General features: G+C 34.6%; 21 protein-coding genes. 5 read left to right on the forward strand and 16 right to left on the reverse strand.

Annotated features, from left to right (window positions below):
* Positions 1-39 precede the first annotated feature (39 nt).
* The 14 genes from HYB91_RS06175 to HYB91_RS06240 all read right to left on the reverse strand — a co-directional run bounded on the left by HYB91_RS06175 (position 40) and on the right by HYB91_RS06240 (position 16,119).
* Complete coding sequence (locus HYB91_RS06175; RefSeq protein ID WP_002678018.1) at positions 40-1,047, reverse strand: hypothetical protein; 1,008 nt, start codon at positions 1,045-1,047, stop codon at positions 40-42.
* Positions 1,044-1,475, reverse strand: coding sequence for a sugar 3,4-ketoisomerase (locus HYB91_RS06180; RefSeq protein WP_002678016.1), 432 nt, complete (start codon positions 1,473-1,475; stop codon positions 1,044-1,046). The genes HYB91_RS06175 and HYB91_RS06180 overlap by 4 nt, the downstream gene beginning before the upstream one ends.
* Positions 1,472-1,864: a sugar 3,4-ketoisomerase gene (locus HYB91_RS06185; RefSeq protein ID WP_002678015.1), complete on the reverse strand. Its 393-nt coding sequence runs from the start codon at positions 1,862-1,864 to the stop codon at positions 1,472-1,474. The genes HYB91_RS06180 and HYB91_RS06185 overlap by 4 nt, the downstream gene beginning before the upstream one ends.
* A 7-nt stretch (positions 1,865-1,871) precedes the next feature.
* Complete coding sequence (locus HYB91_RS06190; protein WP_002678013.1) at positions 1,872-2,891, reverse strand: glycosyltransferase family 2 protein; 1,020 nt, start codon at positions 2,889-2,891, stop codon at positions 1,872-1,874.
* A gap of 37 nt (positions 2,892-2,928) precedes the next feature.
* Positions 2,929-3,975 carry a glycosyltransferase gene (locus HYB91_RS06195; RefSeq protein WP_002678010.1) on the reverse strand — a complete coding sequence of 349 codons (1,047 nt, stop codon included), beginning with the start codon at positions 3,973-3,975 and terminating at the stop codon, positions 2,929-2,931.
* Between the two features lie 14 nt (positions 3,976-3,989).
* The gene (locus tag HYB91_RS06200; RefSeq protein ID WP_002678009.1) at positions 3,990-5,336 is read right to left on the reverse strand and encodes a sulfotransferase family protein; all 1,347 of its coding nucleotides are present in this window, start codon (positions 5,334-5,336) and stop codon (positions 3,990-3,992) included.
* Between the two features lie 74 nt (positions 5,337-5,410).
* The gene (locus HYB91_RS06205) at positions 5,411-6,334 is read right to left on the reverse strand and encodes a hypothetical protein (protein ID WP_002678007.1); all 924 of its coding nucleotides are present in this window, start codon (positions 6,332-6,334) and stop codon (positions 5,411-5,413) included.
* A gap of 32 nt (positions 6,335-6,366) precedes the next feature.
* On the reverse strand, positions 6,367-7,629 hold the full coding sequence (locus tag HYB91_RS06210) for a CDP-glycerol glycerophosphotransferase family protein (protein WP_002678005.1): 1,263 nt from the start codon (positions 7,627-7,629) through the stop codon (positions 6,367-6,369).
* Positions 7,630-7,638: 9 nt separating this feature from the next.
* Positions 7,639-8,925, reverse strand: coding sequence for an ABC transporter ATP-binding protein (locus HYB91_RS06215; protein ID WP_002678004.1), 1,287 nt, complete (start codon positions 8,923-8,925; stop codon positions 7,639-7,641).
* An 8-nt stretch (positions 8,926-8,933) separates the two neighbouring features.
* Positions 8,934-9,785 carry an ABC transporter permease gene (locus tag HYB91_RS06220; protein ID WP_002678002.1) on the reverse strand — a complete coding sequence of 284 codons (852 nt, stop codon included), beginning with the start codon at positions 9,783-9,785 and terminating at the stop codon, positions 8,934-8,936.
* A gap of 4 nt (positions 9,786-9,789) precedes the next feature.
* Entirely contained in the window at positions 9,790-11,640 is a 1,851-nt protein-coding gene (locus tag HYB91_RS06225) for a 2-aminoethylphosphonate aminotransferase (protein WP_002678000.1), read from the reverse strand.
* Entirely contained in the window at positions 11,633-12,769 is a 1,137-nt protein-coding gene (gene aepY, locus HYB91_RS06230; RefSeq protein ID WP_002677994.1) for a phosphonopyruvate decarboxylase, read from the reverse strand. Before aepY ends, HYB91_RS06225 begins: the two co-directional genes overlap by 8 nt.
* A complete protein-coding gene (gene aepX / locus HYB91_RS06235) occupies positions 12,770-14,071 on the reverse strand; it encodes a phosphoenolpyruvate mutase (RefSeq protein WP_002677993.1) in 1,302 nt (433 codons plus the stop codon).
* Between the two features lie 323 nt (positions 14,072-14,394).
* Entirely contained in the window at positions 14,395-16,119 is a 1,725-nt protein-coding gene (locus HYB91_RS06240) for a cation:proton antiporter domain-containing protein (RefSeq protein ID WP_002677992.1), read from the reverse strand.
* Between the two features lie 150 nt (positions 16,120-16,269).
* Here HYB91_RS06240 and HYB91_RS06245 point away from each other — a divergent pair, with 150 nt between their 5' ends.
* Both HYB91_RS06245 and HYB91_RS06250 read left to right on the forward strand, forming a co-directional pair.
* On the forward strand, positions 16,270-16,509 hold the full coding sequence (locus tag HYB91_RS06245; RefSeq protein WP_002677991.1) for a hypothetical protein: 240 nt from the start codon (positions 16,270-16,272) through the stop codon (positions 16,507-16,509).
* Positions 16,510-16,532: 23 nt separating this feature from the next.
* The gene (locus HYB91_RS06250; protein ID WP_002677989.1) at positions 16,533-17,198 is read left to right on the forward strand and encodes a DUF8091 domain-containing protein; all 666 of its coding nucleotides are present in this window, start codon (positions 16,533-16,535) and stop codon (positions 17,196-17,198) included.
* Between the two features lie 122 nt (positions 17,199-17,320).
* Here the strand turns inward: HYB91_RS06250 and HYB91_RS06255 are convergent, their stop codons facing one another.
* Together HYB91_RS06255 and HYB91_RS06260 are read right to left on the reverse strand one after the other, a co-directional pair.
* On the reverse strand, positions 17,321-18,061 hold the full coding sequence (locus HYB91_RS06255) for a flagellar filament outer layer protein FlaA (RefSeq protein WP_002677987.1): 741 nt from the start codon (positions 18,059-18,061) through the stop codon (positions 17,321-17,323).
* Between the two features lie 21 nt (positions 18,062-18,082).
* The gene (locus tag HYB91_RS06260) at positions 18,083-18,793 is read right to left on the reverse strand and encodes a flagellar filament outer layer protein FlaA (protein WP_002668794.1); all 711 of its coding nucleotides are present in this window, start codon (positions 18,791-18,793) and stop codon (positions 18,083-18,085) included.
* A gap of 207 nt (positions 18,794-19,000) precedes the next feature.
* Between HYB91_RS06260 and HYB91_RS06265 the strand changes: the two genes are divergently transcribed.
* From HYB91_RS06265 to purQ, 3 genes are read left to right on the forward strand one after another with little or no spacing between them, the layout of a single operon-like run.
* Positions 19,001-20,239 carry an HD domain-containing protein gene (locus HYB91_RS06265; protein WP_002677985.1) on the forward strand — a complete coding sequence of 413 codons (1,239 nt, stop codon included), beginning with the start codon at positions 19,001-19,003 and terminating at the stop codon, positions 20,237-20,239.
* A gap of 54 nt (positions 20,240-20,293) precedes the next feature.
* Entirely contained in the window at positions 20,294-20,995 is a 702-nt protein-coding gene (locus tag HYB91_RS06270) for a late competence development ComFB family protein (RefSeq protein WP_002668791.1), read from the forward strand.
* The gene (gene purQ / locus HYB91_RS06275; RefSeq protein WP_002677984.1) at positions 20,995-21,810 is read left to right on the forward strand and encodes a phosphoribosylformylglycinamidine synthase I; all 816 of its coding nucleotides are present in this window, start codon (positions 20,995-20,997) and stop codon (positions 21,808-21,810) included. The genes HYB91_RS06270 and purQ overlap by 1 nt, the downstream gene beginning before the upstream one ends.
* Positions 21,811-21,823 lie beyond the last annotated feature (13 nt).

Below are 21,823 nucleotides of genomic sequence, written 5' to 3' on the forward strand. Positions count from 1 at the left end.
TGTTTTATAATCTTTTCCATATTTTTCTATATCTCGCATTTATATCTCCAGTGTTAACATTTTATAAAAAGTTTTATTTATCGAATAAGTACTGCCGTAGGATTCTTTATTTTTTAATAAACCTTGATTCAAAGTGCGCCCGAAATTCTCGGTTGAAACGCCCCAAGAAATTCTTTTATAATTTATTTTTTTTGCTTCAACTATCATAGAATAATACATAAAACTCATTGGGCTTAATTTTGCAAATTCTTCCTTAGAACATAAATACTGAGTATGTATCGTTTTTGTTTTTGGAAAATAAAAAACTACGGCTCCGGCAATTATATCTTCCTTTAACATACATTTAAAAAAAGAAATATTATCAATAATGTATTTTTCTTTTAAGTCAATAAACTCATTTAATGAATGAACAGGGGAAACTCCATATTTTCGTAAATTTAAACTTATAAGTTCATGTAATATTTTTATTTCATTATTTGATTCTATTTCTTCACATTGCAGTTCCATCTTCAAGCAATTGTTTATATTTGTTCTTTTGCCTTGAGAAAAGTTAGAAAGAATATCTTCATCATAATTTTCCAAATCAATATATGTATTCAGTTCGGAATATTGTTGATATTTTTTATAATACAAAAGATATTCCAAAAGAGCAGGACTTTCAATAGATAAAATATCCGGTGTTATTTTTAAATAGACGAAAGCATATCTATTCTCTATTAAATACCGTTCAAAAGATTCAATTATTTCCAAAAGGCTATTACTGGAATAATGTTTTTTATCAATAATTATGCCGCCGTAGGTAGAACCTTTGTGAGAAAAAAAACAAGCCGAATCCTTAGGATCCTTACAAGCAGGAATTACAGCCGCCAAGTTATCCTTTTGATTAAAAATTAAAAGAGAACAATCTTCAAATCTATCTTCAGGATGATAATTTAAAAACCTTCGACTTTGTAAAAAAGTTCCGTTAATCGATTTATTTAAAACAAAATCATCCCAAAGCTGCTCGTATTTTTTTTCATACGATTCTATTCTGAACACTTTTGTCATATCCCTAATTCATTTATTTTTCGATATTTTAAAAATTCACCATAGTTTCTGATATAATCGGTTTCAGTATAATATTCAGATGTAAGCACTAAGCAAATAGCTTCCGATGAAAAATTTTTCAAATCTCGCCAAATACCGGGAACAATTAGCAAACCCTGATATGGAGAATTTAAAGTAAATCTTTGTTTATTCAATCCATCATCCAGGCATATATCAAAAGAACCTGAAACTGCAATCATTAACTGTATTAAATTTTTATGAGCATGCGCTCCTCTTTTTTTATTGTTTGGAACATCATATATATAATAACACCTCTTAACCTGAAAGGGAATATTTTTATTATTTCCGATGCCAAGCATATAGCCGCCCAATAAATATTCTTTTTTCAGTTCAATAACAGAACAACTGTACACATTATATTTTTTCATTTATTTAGCAAATTTAAAAACTCATCATAATCATAAATGCAATCTATTTTATCAATTTCAGAAGAAGTAATAACCAGCAATATAAAGTCTTTGGAAAAATTTTCTATTTTACTCCAATGTAAATCAGGTATATATAATCCATAAGAAGGTTTAGTAAGCATATATTTTTTTTTTATTTTTCCATCATCAATAATAATGTCACAATGACCTGATAACGCAACTATAAATTCTTCACTCTCTTTATGTGCATAATCTTGTCTTTGACATCCATTAAATATCCAATATGAGGATTGAATTTTAAATGGAATAGGATTATTTTCTTCAAAGAAAGATAAACTTCCTCGAGAATCTGTAATTGTAAATAATTGTATTATCTTTGCTCTTCGCATATATTGTCTAGAAATTGTTGTGTAATTTAAAATAACTTTTAATAGAGCTTAAAAACTTCATAGGCTTAGTTAACCGACTTGCTATTGGTAACAAGGCTCTATATCTTGTCATATTATGAGACAAGTTTTTATATTGTTCGATTAAATATTTATGAAGATACTTATCATCAATTTTATCTAAAGCTATATCAATCACCATTGTATTTGAAGTTATATCTAAGGCATCTATATAAAATTTATTATAGAACTTATTTAGATAAATATCATAGTTATAAATATTTTTAGAATGAAAAAACTCATAAATATTATGAAAAACATTTTCAACACTTATTTGCATTTTAAGAAATATTTCAATATCATCATAGTGGCGTTGTGAAGAAACTCCTATATCTAAATAACGATTATATAAAAATTCCGGAATAGAAATTTTACTTTTTGAATAATATTCGCATATAACACTTTGATAAAAATCTTCAATTGTTACAGCATAAAAATTATTCATATTTGAATATACTTTTTTTAAAAAGTCAGTATTAAAACACCGATAACACATTGATGTCCATATTTCTTGTTGTAATAATATATCAAGGTTTCTATTATCACATATAGGATATGTGTAAGGTTTTTTTCTACTTCCAATTTCATAAATTTGAAATTCAATATAGTCCAAATCCTGCTCTTTATGTTTTTTTAACACATTAAAAAGTGTTTCATAAGCCTCAGGAGTATGTTCATCGTCAGCATCAAGATTTAAATAATATTTCCCATGTGCATTTTCAACACCTGTCTTCCTTGCTAAATATAATCCTTCATTTTTAGTTTTTTTTATGTAGGTAATATGAAGAGTATTTGAATAATTAGTTACGATTTTATCACAAAGATCGGTATTAGGAGAACCATCATTGACAACAATTACCTCCACTTTGTCTAAATCAAAACTCTGATTTACAATTGAATCTAAGGCACGAGTTAAATAACATTCCGTATTATATACGGGAATTAGAATCGAAAAAACAGGACAATTCATCAAAACCTTCCAATGATTTTTTTATATATAGTACTCTTTATAGCATCTTGTACAATCTACCGATCGTGCTTCTAATTATTTTTTTCAGCATTTTTATTAGCTTTTGCTTACGTGTAAGCTGGGTATAGTTAAGCTTTATCCTTTTCTTATATAAGTCTATATAATCAGTGTATTGAAAATTAAAAACATTGTTAGTAAAAAAATCACGGTTATCATCTAAATATTTTTGGATCCTGGAAAACCCCCATTCATTTAGATCGTGAGACTGCGAAAGACAAGCCTCTTTTATCAAAAGAAAATCGGTATACTCAGTATTACCGACATTAGTAAACTGAGGGAAAAAGGAGGTAAACTCATCTTTAGGTATAGAATCAAAAATAATATCTCTAACGATGTTGCGCTCAAAAACTTCACAATTATGCTGCCACTCACCGAGAGCACTAAGATTTTTTTTATTATCAGAGAAACGCCTATAATAAACAGTTATTTGAGGTAAAATTGTAAATCGCCCATATACAACCGTTTTTATATTTAGTGCATAATCATGCATTAAAATTAAACCAGTATTAAATAGCCCAATTTGTTTAAAAAACGTTTTATTAAAAGTAATCCCTGGAGCGGGAAAAATATTACTAACATAAAAGGCTTGTCTTATTAAGCTGTATTTATCTTTGTTTGTATTAATCCTTCTTTCATTCGTGATATTATTGTTTTCATCAATTACAGCCAATCTTGAAAATACGACATCTAAATGTTCATCTTTCTTAAATTCTTGCATTATCAGCTCTAAATGATTGGGTAATAAAATATCATCGCTTGCAATAAGCGTAACATATTCACTCTGCGCCTTTTCTATTCCATCATTAAAAGTTGCACCTGGTCCCCAATTTGTTTTATGTTTAAAATATCGTATCTTGTCAGATAGGTATTTTTGCACCACACCCTCTGTGTTATCGCTTGAACAATCATCAATTATAACAATTTCAAAATTTTTATACGTTTGTTGCAAAACGCTTTCGATTGTCTGAGAAATAAAATCGGCTTTATTATAGGTAGGGATTATTACTGTTATCGTATCATTCATGTTTATAACTTATATTATTTAAATTCCACAACCTTATCTTTGTTTTTGGTTTGATATTCATTAAGAAACTTAAGTTGCTTATAAAAATCCGCAAGATAATAAGGAAAAAACAATATCAGCTTTATTATGCCTTTTATCTTTGAAAATATCGTTTTTCTGTCTTTAAAATTTTGTATTAGTTCTCCTAATTTTGAGAACAAAAAAGCGCCTTGTTTATTTGAAAACGGCAGCTTTCCCGTTTTTTGAAAAATACAAACGGTTTTGCGTATATCTTCCAGTGTTTCTCTATTCTCACCTTTTATTTCCTCAGGAAGAAAATGACGTATTTGTGTTTCGGAGTAAGGATAACAAAATTCAGGCAATTCCTTCTCTATTTTTTCAATATCTTTTGCATATTTCGGATATTTTCTAAACAACTGCGTATTTGTTTTTGATTTTTCCGGAATAAATATTTGTCCTTTTTTTATATGTTCCGAATCTTTTAAGTCTAAAAATTTTTTAATTTTTGCTAAACTTCCTTCATAATTATAAATTAAATCTTCAAACTTTAGTTGCAGAATTGTATCAAAATGCTCTGCATTTCTTCTATTACAGCTCCTATAGGTTTTAAACCAATCAATATACGTTTCAACTGTCCATGTAGGAAGATATGGTTCTCCTTTATACATTTTATTTATCACATATAAATCTCGTGGATCTCTATCGCCAATTAAACATTTTGCATTTAAAAACCAATTTAATTCATGTATTACGCTTTCTGGACGAAATAGAGCATCTACCAAAATAAAACGTTTATTTTGAGCTATTGGTGTAAAAATTTTTGAAGTATATACTTGTGTTTTTTTATAAAATTCATTGTCAAATTTTCCATAGTATTGTTCAGTAAGTGTTTGAAAGGATGGCCTCCAATAATATTGCTCATAAAGTTCATATTTATTTTTGTATAAATTATCAAAAAGGAATCTTGCCCTTTTAAAATTCTTAATTTCTTCCTTAGGAATTAAATCAGCGTCTCTTTCTGAATACATTCCTCCAAGCCATGAACCTGTGACAGTCTTTATATATTCCATTGTGGAATTAAAAAAGAAATCTTTTCCAAAATTCGTTATATAGAATTGATCATTTGATGCGAGTTTTGCTTGATATAACATTTCTTTAACAGCGGCATTTACAAAGAGCTCATTTCTCAAAGCTGTTTCCAATTGAAATAAGTTATTACTGAAAAATTTACATTCAAATGTTGCACCCCCAATAACAGTTGAAACACATTCAAATTCTTCCAGTATATTTGTTAATGCGGAACTGCCAGACTCACCAAAACCTGTCGTTCCTATAATAGTGAAGTCATTATATTCTGACATTAATTATTTCCCTATAAAATTCTATTTAATAACCGCTATGGAACACTATACATCTTTGATAAACAAACCTATACTCAAATAAAAATTTTCCGAGATGAACTTTCCAGCATTCTATATATCTGATACGCAAAATAAATATCATGCAAAGCAATTCCAATATTATATGAAATAATCCTTTGACAATCATTTTGCCGCCCTTTACTTTCGTTTTTTATAACATTCACAAGTTCGTCATAGTATCTAAAATTATTAAAGTATTCAAATTTTTTCAAATGTTCTGTATCATCTCCAAATATTCTGTCAAAAACTTTATCGCAATTCTGAAACCCTCTGGTATGAACAGGCACAAGCAATATTCCTTTAGGAAACAATTGTTCATCTGCAAAATATTTATCCGCAAAAGTAACGCAAGAAATTATAACATCGGAAGACCCAATAAAATTTTTCTTGTCTTCAGCCTGTATAATGTTAAATTTAATTCTTTTGGAATCACTAAATTCATTTGCGAATATTTCCGCTTGATTTTTATATTTAAACAAATTAATTTCTATTTTTTTCTCTTTAATTATAGGCAACAAACTATTCATAACAAACCTTGCGACAGTACCTAAACCTACAAATCCTATAGTTTTAAAATTTTTCTTTGCTAAAAGTTTTACTGCAATAGCAGTTGCTGCTCCTGTTCTAAGATTTGTTATCAGTGAACCATCCATAAAAGCTATAGGCTGACCCGTTTTTAAAGAAAATAAATTTATAGTACTCTGTACTAACGGCTTACGATCTGGATATCTTGAAACAATTTTTACGCCCCCAACTTCTTGATCAGGAATTATACAAGGCATTGTTGTAATAAATGCACCTTTAAACGGAACCTGTACAACTTTCGCAGGTAAATCAGAAGAAGTTTTTAGCAAAAAAGAATTAACAATCCACTCTTCAGTAGTTTCAGGCCAAAGATTTAAATCTTGGATTTCTTTTTGTGTAATAACAGATATCATTCATCATCCTCTAATCTATATTCAAACTATATTTATGATAACAAAATCTCCAATATTTTTTCTGAAGCATTCATGTCAGAAAAATATAAATCATTTAATTGTTTAATTGTTTTTTTCAGCAGATGTTTACCTTCCCTAATAGAATTTAAAGTATCAAAAAGCTCCTCTTTATCCGATACTACATAAAAACCTTTTGAAAGATCTTCGCCAAAGTTATTAAAAATATTTTTTTTATGTGTATAAATAATAGGTTTCCTCATAGGAAAAAATTCATACATTAAAGAAGTAATATCAGCTATCAATATATCTGCTTCATTAAAACTGGGCAAATAATTACTTGACATATCTAGTACAAATTTTTCTCCGGAAAATTTATTTTTAATGTTATCAACTTCATTTAATGTCAACTCTCCGGTTGCAATAAAATTTTGAAAAGCCAAAGGGTGTGGACGAAAAATTAATCTAATGTTTTCATTTTGTTCCGTATACTTTATAAGCGAATCGTAATAATCAAAAAATGTACACACCCCTTCTTTTGTATTCCACCGCGGTGTCCACAATATTGTGAAATATTTTCCTCTTTCTGAATGCTGATAGTTTTTATATAATTGTTCAATTTTTGTCGAACCCACTGCAATTACATTTTGATTTGCAATAGCCCCACCTCTATCCTGTAATGAGACAATTAAATTCTGTTTATGCATTTCAGTTTCAACAAAACAAAAAAAAGCATTATCAAAAAAATCCATAGGGTGAATAGTTTCTTCTATTTCTCCTTTCGTTAGAGACACCCCGTAAGGTAGATAGCATATTTGTGCAAAGCGACTTACATAACCGCTTTTTAGAGTTTCAGGATACATCCCGTTATAAGGGGCTTGATAAAATACATAATCAGGACGCAATTGAAATAAATCAAGCCATGTATTTGTTTTTTCGTTGTACCCATAAATATATGGAACGTCAATACTGTCAAGATATTCTCTTAAACCGTCATCCTTATAAACACCTTCCGGCAATGTTGAATGTGCATATGGAATAACAAAGACTGTCATATTTATTTTTTCAGATTTACTAAATGTTTCATATATGGATTGAAACATTAACCATGTTTCAGGTTCAAATGCAATTAAAACAACATTTAATTTCTGCTGAGTATTTTTTTTCAACAGAATTCTATTTTCTACAAGCATTCTGGATATGTAGTAGTCATTATTTATACTTAATTCATTATTTAGTTTATTAACATAATTTATGGAATTATTTAGTTTTTTTAAAAAATTAATTACTTTTCGCATAGTTATTCCTTAATGCATAATACTCCAATTTTTATTCGTAAAAAGAATTGATTTTCTATTTTTGTAAAGAGGCATACAGCTTTCATTAGGTAATAATGTGATTACCAATTCTATAGTGTTATAATCTATAATATATTCAATATTTTTTATAGATGATAAAATTTCAATCCTATACTTTCCAGGCATTAAGTCTTTCGTAGGTAGTTCAGCAATAACAATATTATAGCCCTCATTTAATACTTCGCTAACTTCTTTACCACTATCAGAAAAAGCAGATTCCACTACTTTTACTCCAAGTTCAGTATATATGATATAATAAAGAGTTAATAAAGGGTTTTTTTTATCTATAAAAATATTAAATTTTAAAAAATAGCTATTACCCTGTATTAGATACTTTTCTATATTGTTAGAATCAGGTCGTGAAATGATTTTAATATTATCTATCGTAATAAATTCACTTTCTAATTTGTTTACATTTTGCCAAATATATTCTTCTGATACTTTAGTAATATTTAAATCCTGATATTTTCCAATCGCTTCATCAATATTATCACTTGTGAATTTCAACCTACCTTTCTCAAGAATGACACCCTTATTACACAAACTCTTTACTGCTGCCATATTATGACTGACAAAAAGCACTGTACGCCCTTGAGAGGTCGAAAGATCGCTCATTTTTCCAATAGCTTTTTTTTGAAACTCTGCATCACCTACAGCCAGCACCTCATCGGCTATCAGTATATCACTATCCAAATGAGCGGCAACAGCAAAGGCAAGGCGGACATACATACCGCTTGAATACCGTTTTACAGGTGTATCTATGTGCTTTTCAATACCTGAAAAATCTATAATTTCATCCAGTTTACGGTCAATCTCCCGTTTTTTCATACCAAGAATCGCACCATTAAGATAAATGTTTTCACGTCCGGTAAGTTCACCATGAAACCCCGTACCCACTTCCAAAAGGCTTGAAACCTTCCCCTTTATCTTTACAGCACCTTCAGTAGGAGTAGTTATACGGGAAAGCACTTTTAAAAGAGTCGACTTACCGGCTCCGTTCTTACCGATTATACCAACCCTGTCCCCTTGCTTAATATCAAAAGTTAAATCTTTTAAGGCCCAAAATTCGGTATCGGAGTCTTCATACTTATCAGCCCCTATTTTTCCGTGAGGGTCTTCCTTTCCTCGTTTTAATGCCCACCAACTTTGAATATCCCTAAAAAGAGCTCCATTATTGATAACCCCAAGCTTGTACATTTTTGAAAGATTTTCTATCTTTATAACTGTATTTGACATTTCAATCTCTACACCACATCAATAAAATTACGCTCATTTTGATTAAACATAATAAGCCCTAAAAATAAAAATAAAAAGGTCAGCAAAATACTTGAAATAATTGCCTGGGAAGGAATTCCTCCGGCTCCATAAAACCAAACCCTAAAAAGTTCAATAGGAGCATTCATGGGATTAGCATATAAAACCCAATGGAATCGTTGAGGAATTTGAGATACCGGATAAACTACAGCCGTAGCATACATTGCAAGATTTAAGGCAAAATTTACGAGGAGTCTCAAATCCTTATACTTAGTTGTTAAAGCTGAGATAACCATCCCCATACCCGTTGCAACAGCTGCAATCCAAATCAAAATAAGAGGAAAAAGAAGAGCTAACAAAGAAGGTCTTAAAACATCTGAAGTTACTAAATAATAAACAAAAAAAACCATCAAACACAAAAACTGCACCAATATTCTTGTAACATTACTCGCAATATTGCTTATAGGAACGGTTAAACGCGGAAAATAAACCTTTCCAAATAAGTCCTTATTGTTGACAAAAATATTTGTTGCATCGGTAAAACAACCTGCAAAAAAAGACCATAGCATTGTGCCTGCATAATAAAATAAAATATGAGGAACACCGTCAGTACTTAGTTTTGCCAGATTACCGAATACGAAAGCATACATTACCGTTGAAATAAGCGGGTTTATAATAAACCACAATGGCCCCAAAATTGTCTGCTTATACTGTGTAACAAAATCTCTCTTTATAAAAAGAGCTATCAGATCCCTATATCTTATTACTTCACGGATTGGTATATCCAAAAGCTTACGCTTTGGTTCTATAATTAAATCCCAAGATTCCTCACATGTTGGCATATAATTACACCCCTACCCCAATTCCATTCATATATTCTTTAAGTTTTACCGTAAAGCGGCGCATTTCTTCAGGTTGGATATCGCCGATATTGGCAATGCGGAATGTATCGATATTACCAAGTTTACCGGGATAGATGGTAAAGCTGTGTTCTGCAGCAAAATCATGCAAGGCATCAAAACTGTATTTAGGAGTTTCAGGTTCTAAAATTGCCGTAATAAAATGACTCTGGTGTTCTTCTTTTACCAGCATTTTAAGACCGAGCTTTTTAACGGCTGCAACCAAGATACTCCAACATGCGGTATAGCGTTCATAGCGTTTTTGCACCGTTTCCTGTTTTGTTTCAAGCACGGCCTGACGCAAGGCATACATGGTTTGTACAGGCGGCGTAAAACGCGTCTGATGCGTTTTTGCAAAATAGGCATATTGGTCATAAAGATTTAAATAATAGTTCCGTATTGGATAATCTTTTGTTTTTTCAAGCTCTGCCTTATTGCAAATCACAAAACCGACACCGGCCATTCCTTGAATGTTTTTATTGCTGGTAGAGGCCATAAAATCGATACCGAAGCTTTTTAAATCCATTGGCATTCCGCAATATGCGCTTACAGCATCCACAATCGTAACCATTCCGTATTTTTTAGCCATAGGACAAATGATATGTAATGGGTTTAAAAGTCCTGTAGTAGTTTCATGGTAAACACAGGCAAGGTGGGTATATTTTTTTGTTGCAAATTCAGCTTCCAATTTTTGTAAATCAATCGCTTCATAAGTAGAGCTTTTAAAAACATCCATAGGAATTTTATAAATATCGGCAATTTTGGCCATGCGGGCGCCATATGACCCATTGTCTATTACCAAAAGCCTTCCCGTATCAGGCACGCATGAAGAAACCATAACCTCATCGGCACCGGTACCGGAACAGCCGAACATCACGGTTTCATATTCATCGGGATTGGTTTCGGAAGCGAGAGCAAAAAGTTTTAATTCATCACAAAGCCATTGCATTAACTCACCGAATACTTTTTCACGCGGGCAAATATCGGCAGAAACTTGCGCATATTTTACGCTGTCCGTAGTGGTTGCGGGACCGGGATTAAGTAAGACCTCACGGCGTACCGCACGCAGCTGCTCGTTTTCAACAATATGAGGATAAATATTTTTTACAGCCATCTCTAAATGGTCTTCGTTATCTATTTCGCGCCAAACAAAATATTCTATTCTTTTTATTGCGACAGGTACCGTTTTTGCCACTTCCAAAAGTGCATGCTCATATTCCATCTTAGGTAAATCACTGTGATGTATTTTTGCATAAGCACACATCTTATCCAATGCGCTCTTGGTTAATTTGGTAATACCGACAAGCTCTCCAAAAATATTTTTTAAAGCATCCCTATTTTTAGAAAGACCTGTAAGACAATCTCTTTCATCAGCTTCAAGATAAACCTCATCACCGGATTTGGTAGCACCGCTTGCCAATATTAGATTTTTACGCTCATCGTTTATAAGAGAAAATAAACCGGCTGAATCATAAATGAGATCGGATTCTAAAAGTAAAAAAGACTCGTTCACAAAGGAAGCACAAACTTCAAGGGTACCCATGCTGCCGGTATTTGCATAGTTTTCATTCTTTACCGTGATAATCGCTGGATATTTTTTTGCGAGGTTATCATAGTACTCATTGCAATGTCCCGTTCCGATTACGATTTTTTCAATTCCGTGAGCAAGAAGCTTTTGTACGGATTGCTCCACAATTGCAGTGCCGCCTATCTCCAAAAAGCCTTTCGGCATAGTTTTGGTTTTATCTTTTAAGCGCGAACCTAAACCGCCCGCTAAAATTACAGCTTGTTTAATCATGTTTCTCCTCCAAAAATTCCATAAATGCTCTTTTGTTTTCGATAGGCGATGATTTAGGTCTTCCTAAATCCGCTCTTGCTCCCTTTGACACCAACACTTCGATAAGAAAAGATCCTTCAGCTGAAGATAAATATTCTAGCTGAGTTTCAAGTTCTTTAATGGTTTTAACAGATACCACCTTAGTGTAACCACAAGCAAAAGCGATACTGCAAAGATTTATTTTTCTTCCGACAGTGGGCTGTCCTCCAACCGAATCATGTGCACCGTTATTTAAAATGATGTGCACCATATTTTTTGGCCTTTGTGAACCTATTGCTGTCAGCCCCCCCAAGTGCATAATAGCAGCTCCATCTCCATCTATACAAAATATCTTTTTATCGGGTTTACTCAAAGCAATACCAAGAGCAATTTGTGAAGCATGACCCATAGAGCCGACAGTTAAAAAATCTTTGGCATGACCTTGGCTGTGTTTATCACGCAGCTCATAAAGTTCCCGCGATGCCATTCCTGTGGTAGATACAAAACAAGCATTTGAAGGAGCATTAAGTATTATTTTTTCGATTGCATCCTCGCGGCTCATCTCGGCAGGAACAGCCTCATTTGTTTTTAACTTATAAGAATCAAAAATTCCTTTACGCACTACAACTGCGTAAGGAGAACTTGAAGCTTTTATATGAGAGTAAGCCTTTTCAAGCTGAGCTCTTGCCTCAGCTTCTTCATCCGAAAGAATACAATAGGGAATTTCCATTGCATCAAGGAGGGAACAAGTAACCCTGCCCTGCTTTATATGCTGAGGCTCATCATGCACATTAGGTTCCCCGCGCCAGCCGATTACCAGCAGCAGAGGAACTGAATATACTTCTCTGTCTGCAAGCGAAAGCAAGGGATTGACCGTGTTTCCTAAACCGGAATTCTGCATATAAACAAGAGGAACTCTTCCTGTCGCAAAATAATGTCCTGCGGCAAGCCCTACGGCACAACCTTCATTTGCTGCGATAATATGATTTTTACCTTCTACATTATCGGTAATATAAGCACAAAAGCTTTTTAAAAGGGAATCGGGAACACCGGTAAAAAAAACTGTTCCGTTTTCTTTTAACAGCTCATAAAAAAACTGAGGTCTTATCATTTATTTAGTCCCCGGAATAAGTTCCAAAATTTGTTTAATCGAAAGGCACATATCATTTACCTCTAAAGAACGCTCGGCCTCTAAAATTGTCTGAGCCGCTTTAAGCATTGCAGGATATGAAGCTCGCAGCATGTGATTGGCATAGATAATTATATTTGCCCCCCAAGAAGCCAATTCCTTTTCGGTAAATTGATTATATGTTGTGGGTACCAAAACTATCGGCACCTTTTCATATTCCTTTCTAAAGCGTTCACAAAATTCTTTTATATCGTTTCCATGTTTTTCTTTGCTGTGAATCATAACGCCGTCGGCGCCGGCTTTTACATAGGCAAAGGCACGCTCCAAGGCTTCATCAACCGAATGACCTGCTATAAGAGATTCAAGACGGGCTATTATCATAAAGTCCTTTGTAACTTGAGCCTTTTTTCCCTCGGAAATTTTATGACAAAAATCTTCGACATCTGCCAATTCCTGCTTTGCTTCCGTGCCGAAAAGGCTGTTCTTCTTTAAACCAACCTTATCTTCGATTATGATGGCAGAAACGCCGTTACGTTCAAGAGTTCGGACGGTAAAAACAAAGTGCTCTGTTTTTCCTCCGGTGTCCCCATCATAAATAATAGGCTTGGTAGTGCATTCAAGAATATCGGTTAAACCTTGCAAACGGGTTGTAAGGTCAACAGCTTCTATATCTGGTTTTCCCTTACTGGTGGAGTCTGTCAAGCTGGAAGACCACATTCCGTCATAGCGGTGAACACCGTCATCTTTTTGCACTTCAAGATTTTCTATGATGAGCCCCGAAAGACCTGAATGGGCTTCCATTATGCGGACTATCGGTTTAGCTTCAATAAGCCGCCGTAAGGTTTTCATCCTGATTTCGGGGGTAGTACCTATGCTATGCATATTTGAAGCAAGAGCGCTTGAATTAATCCCCTTGGTGTACGGGACTTCAATAACCTCGCCGCCCCATTCTTTCATCACTTCGATAACCTCATCCCGAATCTTACTTAAAGAACCGCTTTTCCAATCATCGCCGTGAATAATAAAATCGGGCTTAAGTTTTTTTAAGTTCGGAATATAAGACCAATCTTCCTGAGGAACAACTTTGCTTACACCCTTAATATTTTCGACTACCTGTTTACGCTGTTCATACGTGAGATATGGAAGCCTTTTATGGGAAACGATTGCACTGTCTGTCAATAAACCGATTATCAGCTGCCCATGTTTTGTACCTTCATTTATTATGTTAATGATACCCGGGTGAATAATATCCGCAGTAAGCCCTAAATAAACCCTTTTTTCCATAATTAAAATTCCTTAATGTAATCTAAATTTTCTTTACTATAACAAAACTATGCCCCGCCATATCAATATGCTCCTTATACTCTTCTACAGTCAGCTTGAAAAGGTTTTGCATATAAAAAAGCTCTTTTTTTTCAAAAGAGCATAAGAAACCTTTGCTTTTTTATATTTTTTATAAAAAAGCTCATCTTAAAAAAATGACCAGCTGCCTGCAAAAGATCGCCGAAACAGATTCCAATGCCGGAAAACTTCAATATTCCGTGATAATACAACAAAAAACAAAGATTTTCAATAGGTTACAGCTATTTAAAACAAAATGTCTACATTTAGTCCAAACCATAGGCATTTTTATGCAGTTCTATTATTTTTCCGTGTAAAAAATGATCTACAGCATCTTTTTCAGCCATACCTAAAGGCTCGCCATTATCTCCGATTATAGGAATAGCGTAGGTGTCTTTTTCGGTATAAAGTTCATATAGATCTTTTAAACCTGTTTTTTGAGAGCAGACAATATCGGCAGGCTGCATTATGTCCATGGCAAAAACACAGTCATAGATAGCAGTCATTGTCAAGGTTTCTTTTAAATGTTCCAAACTTATTACACCGGTAAGCCTTCCGTCATCACCTTTGACAGCATAATTTAGGTTAGGACTATGGCTAAAGGAATTTATTATCTCATTTAAGGGCATATTTTCAGAAATGATGGCAGGAGATTCGGGAGAACATATAGCCTTGCCGTTCAACATAACATCCCCAAGAGATAATGTAGTAATCAAATCCTCTTCGGTAACATCAAGCCCGCATTCTCCCGATTTTTTTACCCCGTATTTTACAAAAATAGGTCCGACCAGTTGAACTATAAAGGTTGTGGCCGTAACTATAAGCAGGATTGTAGGCCCTATGGTATCCGAAAAATCCTGACCTGCCGAAATTGAAAGGCCGATGGCAACACCGGCCTGGCTTAACAGACAAAACGGCAAGTATTTCTTTACGGTTTCCGGAGCCTTTGTAAGCATGGAACCTAAAATAGCGCCTATTGTCTTTCCAACGGTGCGCAAAATAACATATAAAAGAGCCAGAAGACCGATAAAGGGCGTTACATTCCAAATGTTCAATTTTGCCCCGACCAAAACGAAAAAAAGTACATAAATAGGAGGGGTAAAATTTTCTACCAGGGTAAATGTGGAACGGGTTTTTGCAGGAGCAAAATTAACCATAAAAAAGCCTAAGGCCATTGCAGCTAAGATAGTATCCAGAGCAAGAAGATAAGCAATACCGGTAGAAAGGAGGAGGCAGCCCAATGAAAAGCCCAAAATTCTGCCTGAATCCGTCATCATATTTCTGATAATCAAACTCAACAAAAAGCCTATCAGGCTTCCCAAACAGATAGATCCGAAAATATTATAAAGAAGTAAAAGGATTTGTTTTCCGAAACTTGCCGTTTGAGCTCCCAAAAGAGAAGCAGCTATTGAAGAAGCAAGGGCATATAACACAAGGGCAACGGCATCATCCATTGCAACAATACCTAGAACAGTAGTTGTTAAAGGGCCTTTTGTTCTGTTTTCGCGTAAAACATCTGTAGTTGCCGCAGGAGCCGTCGCAGAGGATATGGAGCCCAAGACTAAACCTATAGAAAAGGAAGCGGCAAAATTCTTTGTAACAAAATATGCAACAAGGGAAATTACGATAGAGACAGTTATAAAAGGAACTATGGACTCAAAAATCAAGATACCGACAAACTGGGTTCCATATTTTTTGATTACCTTGGTTTTTAACTCCCCTCCGATTAAAAAGCCGATAAGAGCTAAAGCGATACTCGATAAGGGATCCAAGGCAGTAATTATTTGAGCCGATAAAATCTGAAAACCGGACTGCCCTATTATTATGCCGATTACAATATAACCTACAACCTGAGGAATTTTTAGTTTTTTAAAAACAGTTCCTCCAAGAGCACCTAAAAGCAATATTATGCCTAAAAGTAAAATAAGATTTGTATTTTCAAGCCGTGAAAAGTGCATAAAAGCGGGAAGGAATTCAGCCAATTTATTCATATCCGTAGATACTACCCCTTTCAAAAAAAAAAGTAAAGAAGATAACGGAAGAAAAGCTTGAATTGTTTAATATTTATTTTTATCGGATAGATCGAATTAAACCTTTTAAGGTAAATTGACAAGGACTTAAAAAGAGTGTAAACTCCTCCTATGACCCTTTATGAATATTATATCGTTTACCCTGACGGAGAAAAACAAGAAATAGGAGACCCCGTATCCGTAGGAGCCTTTTTAGACATCAATGGAAATGAACTGCCTCAAAGACTTCCTACGAATAAGATGATAGTGTATCAGGTACAAAGTAAACGTACTATCGAAAACCGCGGAATAGTCCAAATTATTTATGTTGTCGAACAGCTTGATGCCGAAGAACTTTTAGACTATGTTTAAAAACCGAAAACCACTTACATCAAATGATAAATACCTACAATGAAAGTGATTTGCACAAAAGTCTAAAAGAACACTTTTGCCCAAAAAACGGAGAAAAAGAACAGCCGCTTTTAGGAAGCATCTGCGACATTCTTTGCGATGGGGGACAAGTAATCGAAATACAGACTTCAAATCTAAGCGCTCTAAGAGTAAAGCTAGAAAAATTTTTACCTTCGCACAAGGTTTTAATAATCTACCCCATAGCTGTCGATGCCTATATACAGGTCTTAAATGAAGACGGTTCAACAAGACATAGAAGAAAAAGCCCCAAGCACGGCTCCTTTTTTCAAATTTTTAGAGAACTTTCCGGTCTTTATCATCTGATAGATAATAAAAACTTGAGTTTTAAACTTGTATATATAAGCTGCGAGGTTATAAAAGCCGATACAGGGCCTAAAAAAAGAAGATCTTATCGACCCGGAGTTATAAATAAAAAGCTTATTGAAATCCACAGCACCGAAGACTATAAGAATATGAAAGCTATATGCAAAAAGACCTTAGATCTTCTTCCCGAAGAATTTACAAATCAAGACATAAAAAATATCGGAGCAAAAAGCTATGCCTCTTATACAAGCTGGTTTTTAAGCAAGGCAGGTCTGACAAGTTCTGAAGGCAAAAGAGGAAGGTTTAAACTTTACAAGAAAATTTAGATTAAAGCTCTTTTATCGATTTACAGCCCTGAGTAAAAAAGAAGGTTAAAAACACCCATAGGAGTTTTTAACCTTCTTATGATAAAACTTAAAGTTTCAAGATAAAATTATCAGGTATAATTTTACCAGTTATCAGACATATCGTCCTGATCTCGCATATCAACTTCGTATAAGTCGCTTACAACGCGAAGATCATCAAAGTAGATGTAATAATGTCCATAAGCCTCTTCCGGATCACATTCAACACGGAAACCTACGATTTTAAGCCCCATGCTTGTGCCGTAGTGATAATCCTTTTGGATGATACCCGTCTTTCCGGCAGCGTTCTGCGGGGGAATAGCGACAGTCATAAGCTTCCAACCGGAATGATTGAGTTTTCCAACATAAAGTTCAAATCTCTTTCCCCAAAAGTCTTCTACTATTAATTTCATTGTGTGGGGATAACTTCGGCCTACAACCCAAACACTTGCAGTTTTTGCGATTCCTTCTACGGGGAGAGCCTTTGTTGCATGAACTTCAAACGAGTTATATCCGCGTCGGTAAAAAGAAACTTTTACACCCAGAACTTTCTCATCTGCAAGCTCAAGTCCTTCTTCTGCAGGAATCGGTTTTTTGTTCAAGGGATTACCGTTAAAAAGTCTGGCACGTACTACACCTTCATCGGCAGACATCATTGCGTACCAAGTACCTTCGGTTTCAAATTTTTCAATAGAAACTTCTTTAATTCTCTGCCCTGCAGTATCAACACCGACTTTATTAGGATCGGCAGCATCTATTGTAGAAAAATCATTATTATTTTGCTGGGCAAAAGAAAATGCAACAAAACCTACCAAAAACAAAATTATAGCTATACTCTTTTTCATTATCTAACCTCCACGCTGAGCCTATTCGGTTTTTTCACCGTCAAAAGATTGATCAGCCAATTCGTAGCCGTCATAAGAATCAACATAGACATCTGTCAGGGCTTTAAATTCATCAAAAAATATCTTAAATGAATCAACTCTTTCAAAAGGTGCCGTTCTGATTCTAAAAGCTACAAAAGTCATCTTATTTTTATTTCCAATATATCTGGATGCCTGAGGTATGTTTGTAGGAACAGTCACATGCATATTTTTCCAGCCTTTAAAGTTAACATAACCTAAGGGAAGAGCATGAGTTCTTCCTTCACAGTCCCGAACAAGAATTTCTATGTTATAGTAATATCCGGCACCCCAAACCCACATATCCAATCGGTGAATATTCCCTTTAAAGGGAATTTCATAGGGTTTACCGTCTTTGGTGGGAACAACATCTACCCAGTTATCACCTTTTCGGTTAAATTTAAACTCAAGCCCAAGAAATTTAGCATTTTCAGCATCATCATGCATTACCTTTACTGCATGAGGCATTCCGTTAAGATATTGAACCTTGGGATAGCCTTCAGTAATAAATTTACTTCCAACAGCCTGATAAGCCCAATCTTGGCCGTCAGGATTATCAAATGTATCGACCATATAAGTTTGATAATTAATCGAACCTTGCTGCGCCGTTAAAGGTGCAAAAGCGAACAACAACATTAAAGCAATGCCCGCAAAAACTAAACCGCCATGTTTCATTTATAACTCCTTTTGTTTCGTTTCAAACTCTGTGTTGTATTATATTGTAAAAAACATTATTTGTCAAACAAAAAACAACATTTTCTACAAAAAATAAATACACATAGTGAGTATCGGCAAATTCAATCCGTTTCTACAGGGGTATTCAAATATAAAACCTCTGTTATCGACATTATACCAAATTTATGTTAGAATATCAATTACCTTATGATAGAATTAAGCGATTTTTCAAAGCCTATTCGAGATCCGATATGGAAACATATATGGATGAATGATGAATTATATGCCGTAACAAAGACAGACTCTTTTATGCGTCTATATAATATAAAACAGCTGGGCCCGACAGAGCTTGTTTATCCCGGTGCCGGCCATACAAGAGCCGTCCACAGTATCGGAGTTTACAACATAGCCCTAAAAATGCTCAATATTTTGTTAAAAAAGGGGGCGGATTCTTGGGTTTCAAAAGAAGGCTCTATGTCCTTTTTAGCGGCCGCCCTACTCCATGACCTCGGCCACTTTCCGTTTACTCACTCCCTCAAAGAATTAAAGTTAAAAGAGCATGAAGAACTTACCGGAGAGCTTATCTTAAAAGAGCCTTTGCGTTCTGTAACAGCCAAAACAGGAGCAGTCCCTGAGCAGACGGCCGCTATAATAACAGGTAAAGGCAAGGAGGACTCGGAAACCGTTTTTTTTCAAAAACTTCTTTCAGGCGTCTTAGACCCCGATAAATTAGACTACCTAAACAGAGATGCTTTTTATTGCGGGGTTCCTTACGGGATTCAAGATACCGATTTTATCCTTTCACAGCTTCTCCCCGATAAAAAAAACGGAATAAAAATAGAATCTAAGGCAATCTTAAGCGTTGAAAGTATCCTGTTTTCAAAATATCTTATGTATAAATCGGTTTACTGGCACAAAGATGTGCGGATTGCAACGGCTATGATGAAAAAAGCCATATTTACAGGACTGGAAAGGTCGGAATTCTCACCTCAAGACCTGTACCACCAAGATGATGATGGCATTTTCAGACTTTTAGAAAAAAGCAATTACCCCGAAAAAAAATTAGCAGAAGACTTAAGACTTGGTAAAATATATCGCATAATAGCCGAGGAAGCCTTTCAAAGCGATAATCCCAGACACCGCAGCTTAGAGGACCTGCATAAACGCCGAGCAGCAGAAGAAACCTTGGCTGAATATTTTTCAAATAAAACGGGGAGCAAAATAGGCAGTGAAGACATTATTATAGATATACCTGAACGTATTTCTTTTGAATCCGATCTCTTTATAGAAGATGAAAAAAAGATATTCAGTGAAAGCTCCACCGTTTTCTCAAAAGAATTTATAAAAACTCTTGTACCTTCTTTAAGAAAAATAAGGATAGCCGTTTCGGATAAAATTTATAAAAAAGTCATAAATCTTAAGCAAACAACCTTGCCGATTTTTTAAATATAGGGTAAAATAGGTTGGCACCGATATGCCGATTAACCTAAGGAGAGTATTATGATCATTCATAACGTTATGGAAGACTTGGTATATACCGAAGTCAACAAACTATTTGATGAAGCCGAAGAAAAAAAAGAAAGCTGGCTTACATGCAGTTGTATGCAATGCAGAGTTGACACCATGTGCTATGTACTCAACCGGGTTAAACCCCGCTATATAAAATCGGGGAGAGGCCTCGCTCACTTTTTAAAATTCGAAAAAACGGAAAAAGTACAGATTATGGCCGATATTACAAGTTTGGTAATTGAAGGTATGCACAGGGTTCTTTCTACAAAAAGGCCTCATGACCATGAACCCATATTCGAAACCGAAAACACACCCGTTTTTAATTTTCCTGCCATAACAGGCAATATTTTAAATGGAAGCAATTTTAGACCGATGGAAGATGCTACGATAAGCCTTAAAATGAACGGAGAGCTGGTATCCCAGATGAGCATTCTTTGGGATAATCCTTATACAATATCGGAAAAGACACCCGGAGCTTATACCTTTTGTCCCAAAGCAATTCCTGCAAAAAATGCGGGAGATAAGGAAAAGTTTATTTTTGTCCTTAAAGCTGAAAAAGAAGGCTTTGATCCGACTAACTTTTCATTCGATATTGAATTAACGGCAGAAGACATGGTAAAATCTCCTTTGGACTCTTCAAATTTTTATCAAATCAAAAATTTGTTCTTATGCGAACACAGTGAGGAAGAATGATGATGAAACCCAGAGCCCTAGTATTACACGCAACAGGCACCAATAGAGACGGAGATGCGGCAAGAGCCTTAGAACTTGCCGGAGCTGCACCTGAAATTGTACATATAAACAAACTTAAAGCAAAAGAAAAAAATTGGAAGGATTATGAAATTCTTGTAATTCCGGGCGGTTTTTCCTATGCAGATGCTCTCGGGGCAGGTAAACTCTTTGCCCTCGATTTAAGCAATTACTTTTTTGACGAGGTAAGCGAATTCGTAGCGGCAGGAAAGCCGGTCATAGGTATTTGTAACGGTTTTCAGGTTTTGGTAAAATCAGGCATCCTTCCCGGAAAAGAAAAAGATGGAAAGGTAATTTTAGATAAGGACGGCTATAAAAACAGACAGGCTACCCTAACCTATAATAAACAAGGCAGATTTGAGTGCCGCTTTACAACTATGATTCCTCAAAAATCAAACTGTATCTGGACAAAGGACCTAAAGGGCAATATACACTGTCCCATAGCCCACGGTGAAGGACGGTTTTTAACCGACTCTCAAAAAACTCTCGATGACTTGTTCGAAAAAGGACAGATTGCTCTGGTTTACGGAGGAAAAGATGCCGAAAAAAGCATTCCCGCAAACGGAGAGTATCCTTTTAATCCTAACGGATCTCTTGCCGATATAGCCGGCATATGCAATACTAAGGGAAATGTGCTTGGCCTCATGCCACATCCCGAAAATAATGTAGTTATAAGAGAAAGGGATTCTAAAGAAGAAAAAGAACGCACAAAACTCTGCCTCGATATGTGGAAGGCCGGAGTCAACTATGTTCTATAAAAAAATATTTTAA

This window comes from Treponema sp. B152 (assembly GCF_024181665.1).
Classification (GTDB): Bacteria; Spirochaetota; Spirochaetia; order Treponematales; family Treponemataceae; genus Treponema_B; species Treponema_B denticola.

Bases quoted from the DNA above. Each gene is read 5' to 3' on its own strand.
- HYB91_RS06210 (WP_002678005.1), bottom strand. From the start codon at position 7,629: ATGCGAAAAGTAATTAATTTTTTAAAAAAACTAAATAATTCCATAAAT.
- purQ (WP_002677984.1), top strand. From the start codon at position 20,995: ATGATGAAACCCAGAGCCCTAGTATTACACGCAACAGGCACCAATAGA.
- HYB91_RS06190 (WP_002678013.1), bottom strand. From the start codon at position 2,891: ATGAATTGTCCTGTTTTTTCGATTCTAATTCCCGTATATAATACGGAA.
- HYB91_RS06215 (WP_002678004.1), bottom strand. From the start codon at position 8,925: ATGTCAAATACAGTTATAAAGATAGAAAATCTTTCAAAAATGTACAAG.
- HYB91_RS06195 (WP_002678010.1), bottom strand. From the start codon at position 3,975: ATGAATGATACGATAACAGTAATAATCCCTACCTATAATAAAGCCGAT.
- HYB91_RS06225 (WP_002678000.1), bottom strand. From the start codon at position 11,640: ATGATTAAACAAGCTGTAATTTTAGCGGGCGGTTTAGGTTCGCGCTTA.
- HYB91_RS06220 (WP_002678002.1), bottom strand. From the start codon at position 9,785: ATGCCAACATGTGAGGAATCTTGGGATTTAATTATAGAACCAAAGCGT.
- HYB91_RS06265 (WP_002677985.1), top strand. From the start codon at position 19,001: ATGATAGAATTAAGCGATTTTTCAAAGCCTATTCGAGATCCGATATGG.
- aepX (WP_002677993.1), bottom strand. From the start codon at position 14,071: ATGGAAAAAAGGGTTTATTTAGGGCTTACTGCGGATATTATTCACCCG.
- HYB91_RS06180 (WP_002678016.1), bottom strand. From the start codon at position 1,475: ATGAAAAAATATAATGTGTACAGTTGTTCTGTTATTGAACTGAAAAAA.
- HYB91_RS06205 (WP_002678007.1), bottom strand. From the start codon at position 6,334: ATGATATCTGTTATTACACAAAAAGAAATCCAAGATTTAAATCTTTGG.
- HYB91_RS06270 (WP_002668791.1), top strand. From the start codon at position 20,294: ATGATCATTCATAACGTTATGGAAGACTTGGTATATACCGAAGTCAAC.
- HYB91_RS06185 (WP_002678015.1), bottom strand. From the start codon at position 1,864: ATGCGAAGAGCAAAGATAATACAATTATTTACAATTACAGATTCTCGA.
- HYB91_RS06175 (WP_002678018.1), bottom strand. From the start codon at position 1,047: ATGACAAAAGTGTTCAGAATAGAATCGTATGAAAAAAAATACGAGCAG.
- aepY (WP_002677994.1), bottom strand. From the start codon at position 12,769: ATGATAAGACCTCAGTTTTTTTATGAGCTGTTAAAAGAAAACGGAACA.
- HYB91_RS06250 (WP_002677989.1), top strand. From the start codon at position 16,533: ATGATAAATACCTACAATGAAAGTGATTTGCACAAAAGTCTAAAAGAA.
- HYB91_RS06200 (WP_002678009.1), bottom strand. From the start codon at position 5,336: ATGTCAGAATATAATGACTTCACTATTATAGGAACGACAGGTTTTGGT.
- HYB91_RS06245 (WP_002677991.1), top strand. From the start codon at position 16,270: ATGACCCTTTATGAATATTATATCGTTTACCCTGACGGAGAAAAACAA.
- HYB91_RS06255 (WP_002677987.1), bottom strand. From the start codon at position 18,061: ATGAAAAAGAGTATAGCTATAATTTTGTTTTTGGTAGGTTTTGTTGCA.
- HYB91_RS06240 (WP_002677992.1), bottom strand. From the start codon at position 16,119: ATGAATAAATTGGCTGAATTCCTTCCCGCTTTTATGCACTTTTCACGG.
- HYB91_RS06260 (WP_002668794.1), bottom strand. From the start codon at position 18,793: ATGAAACATGGCGGTTTAGTTTTTGCGGGCATTGCTTTAATGTTGTTG.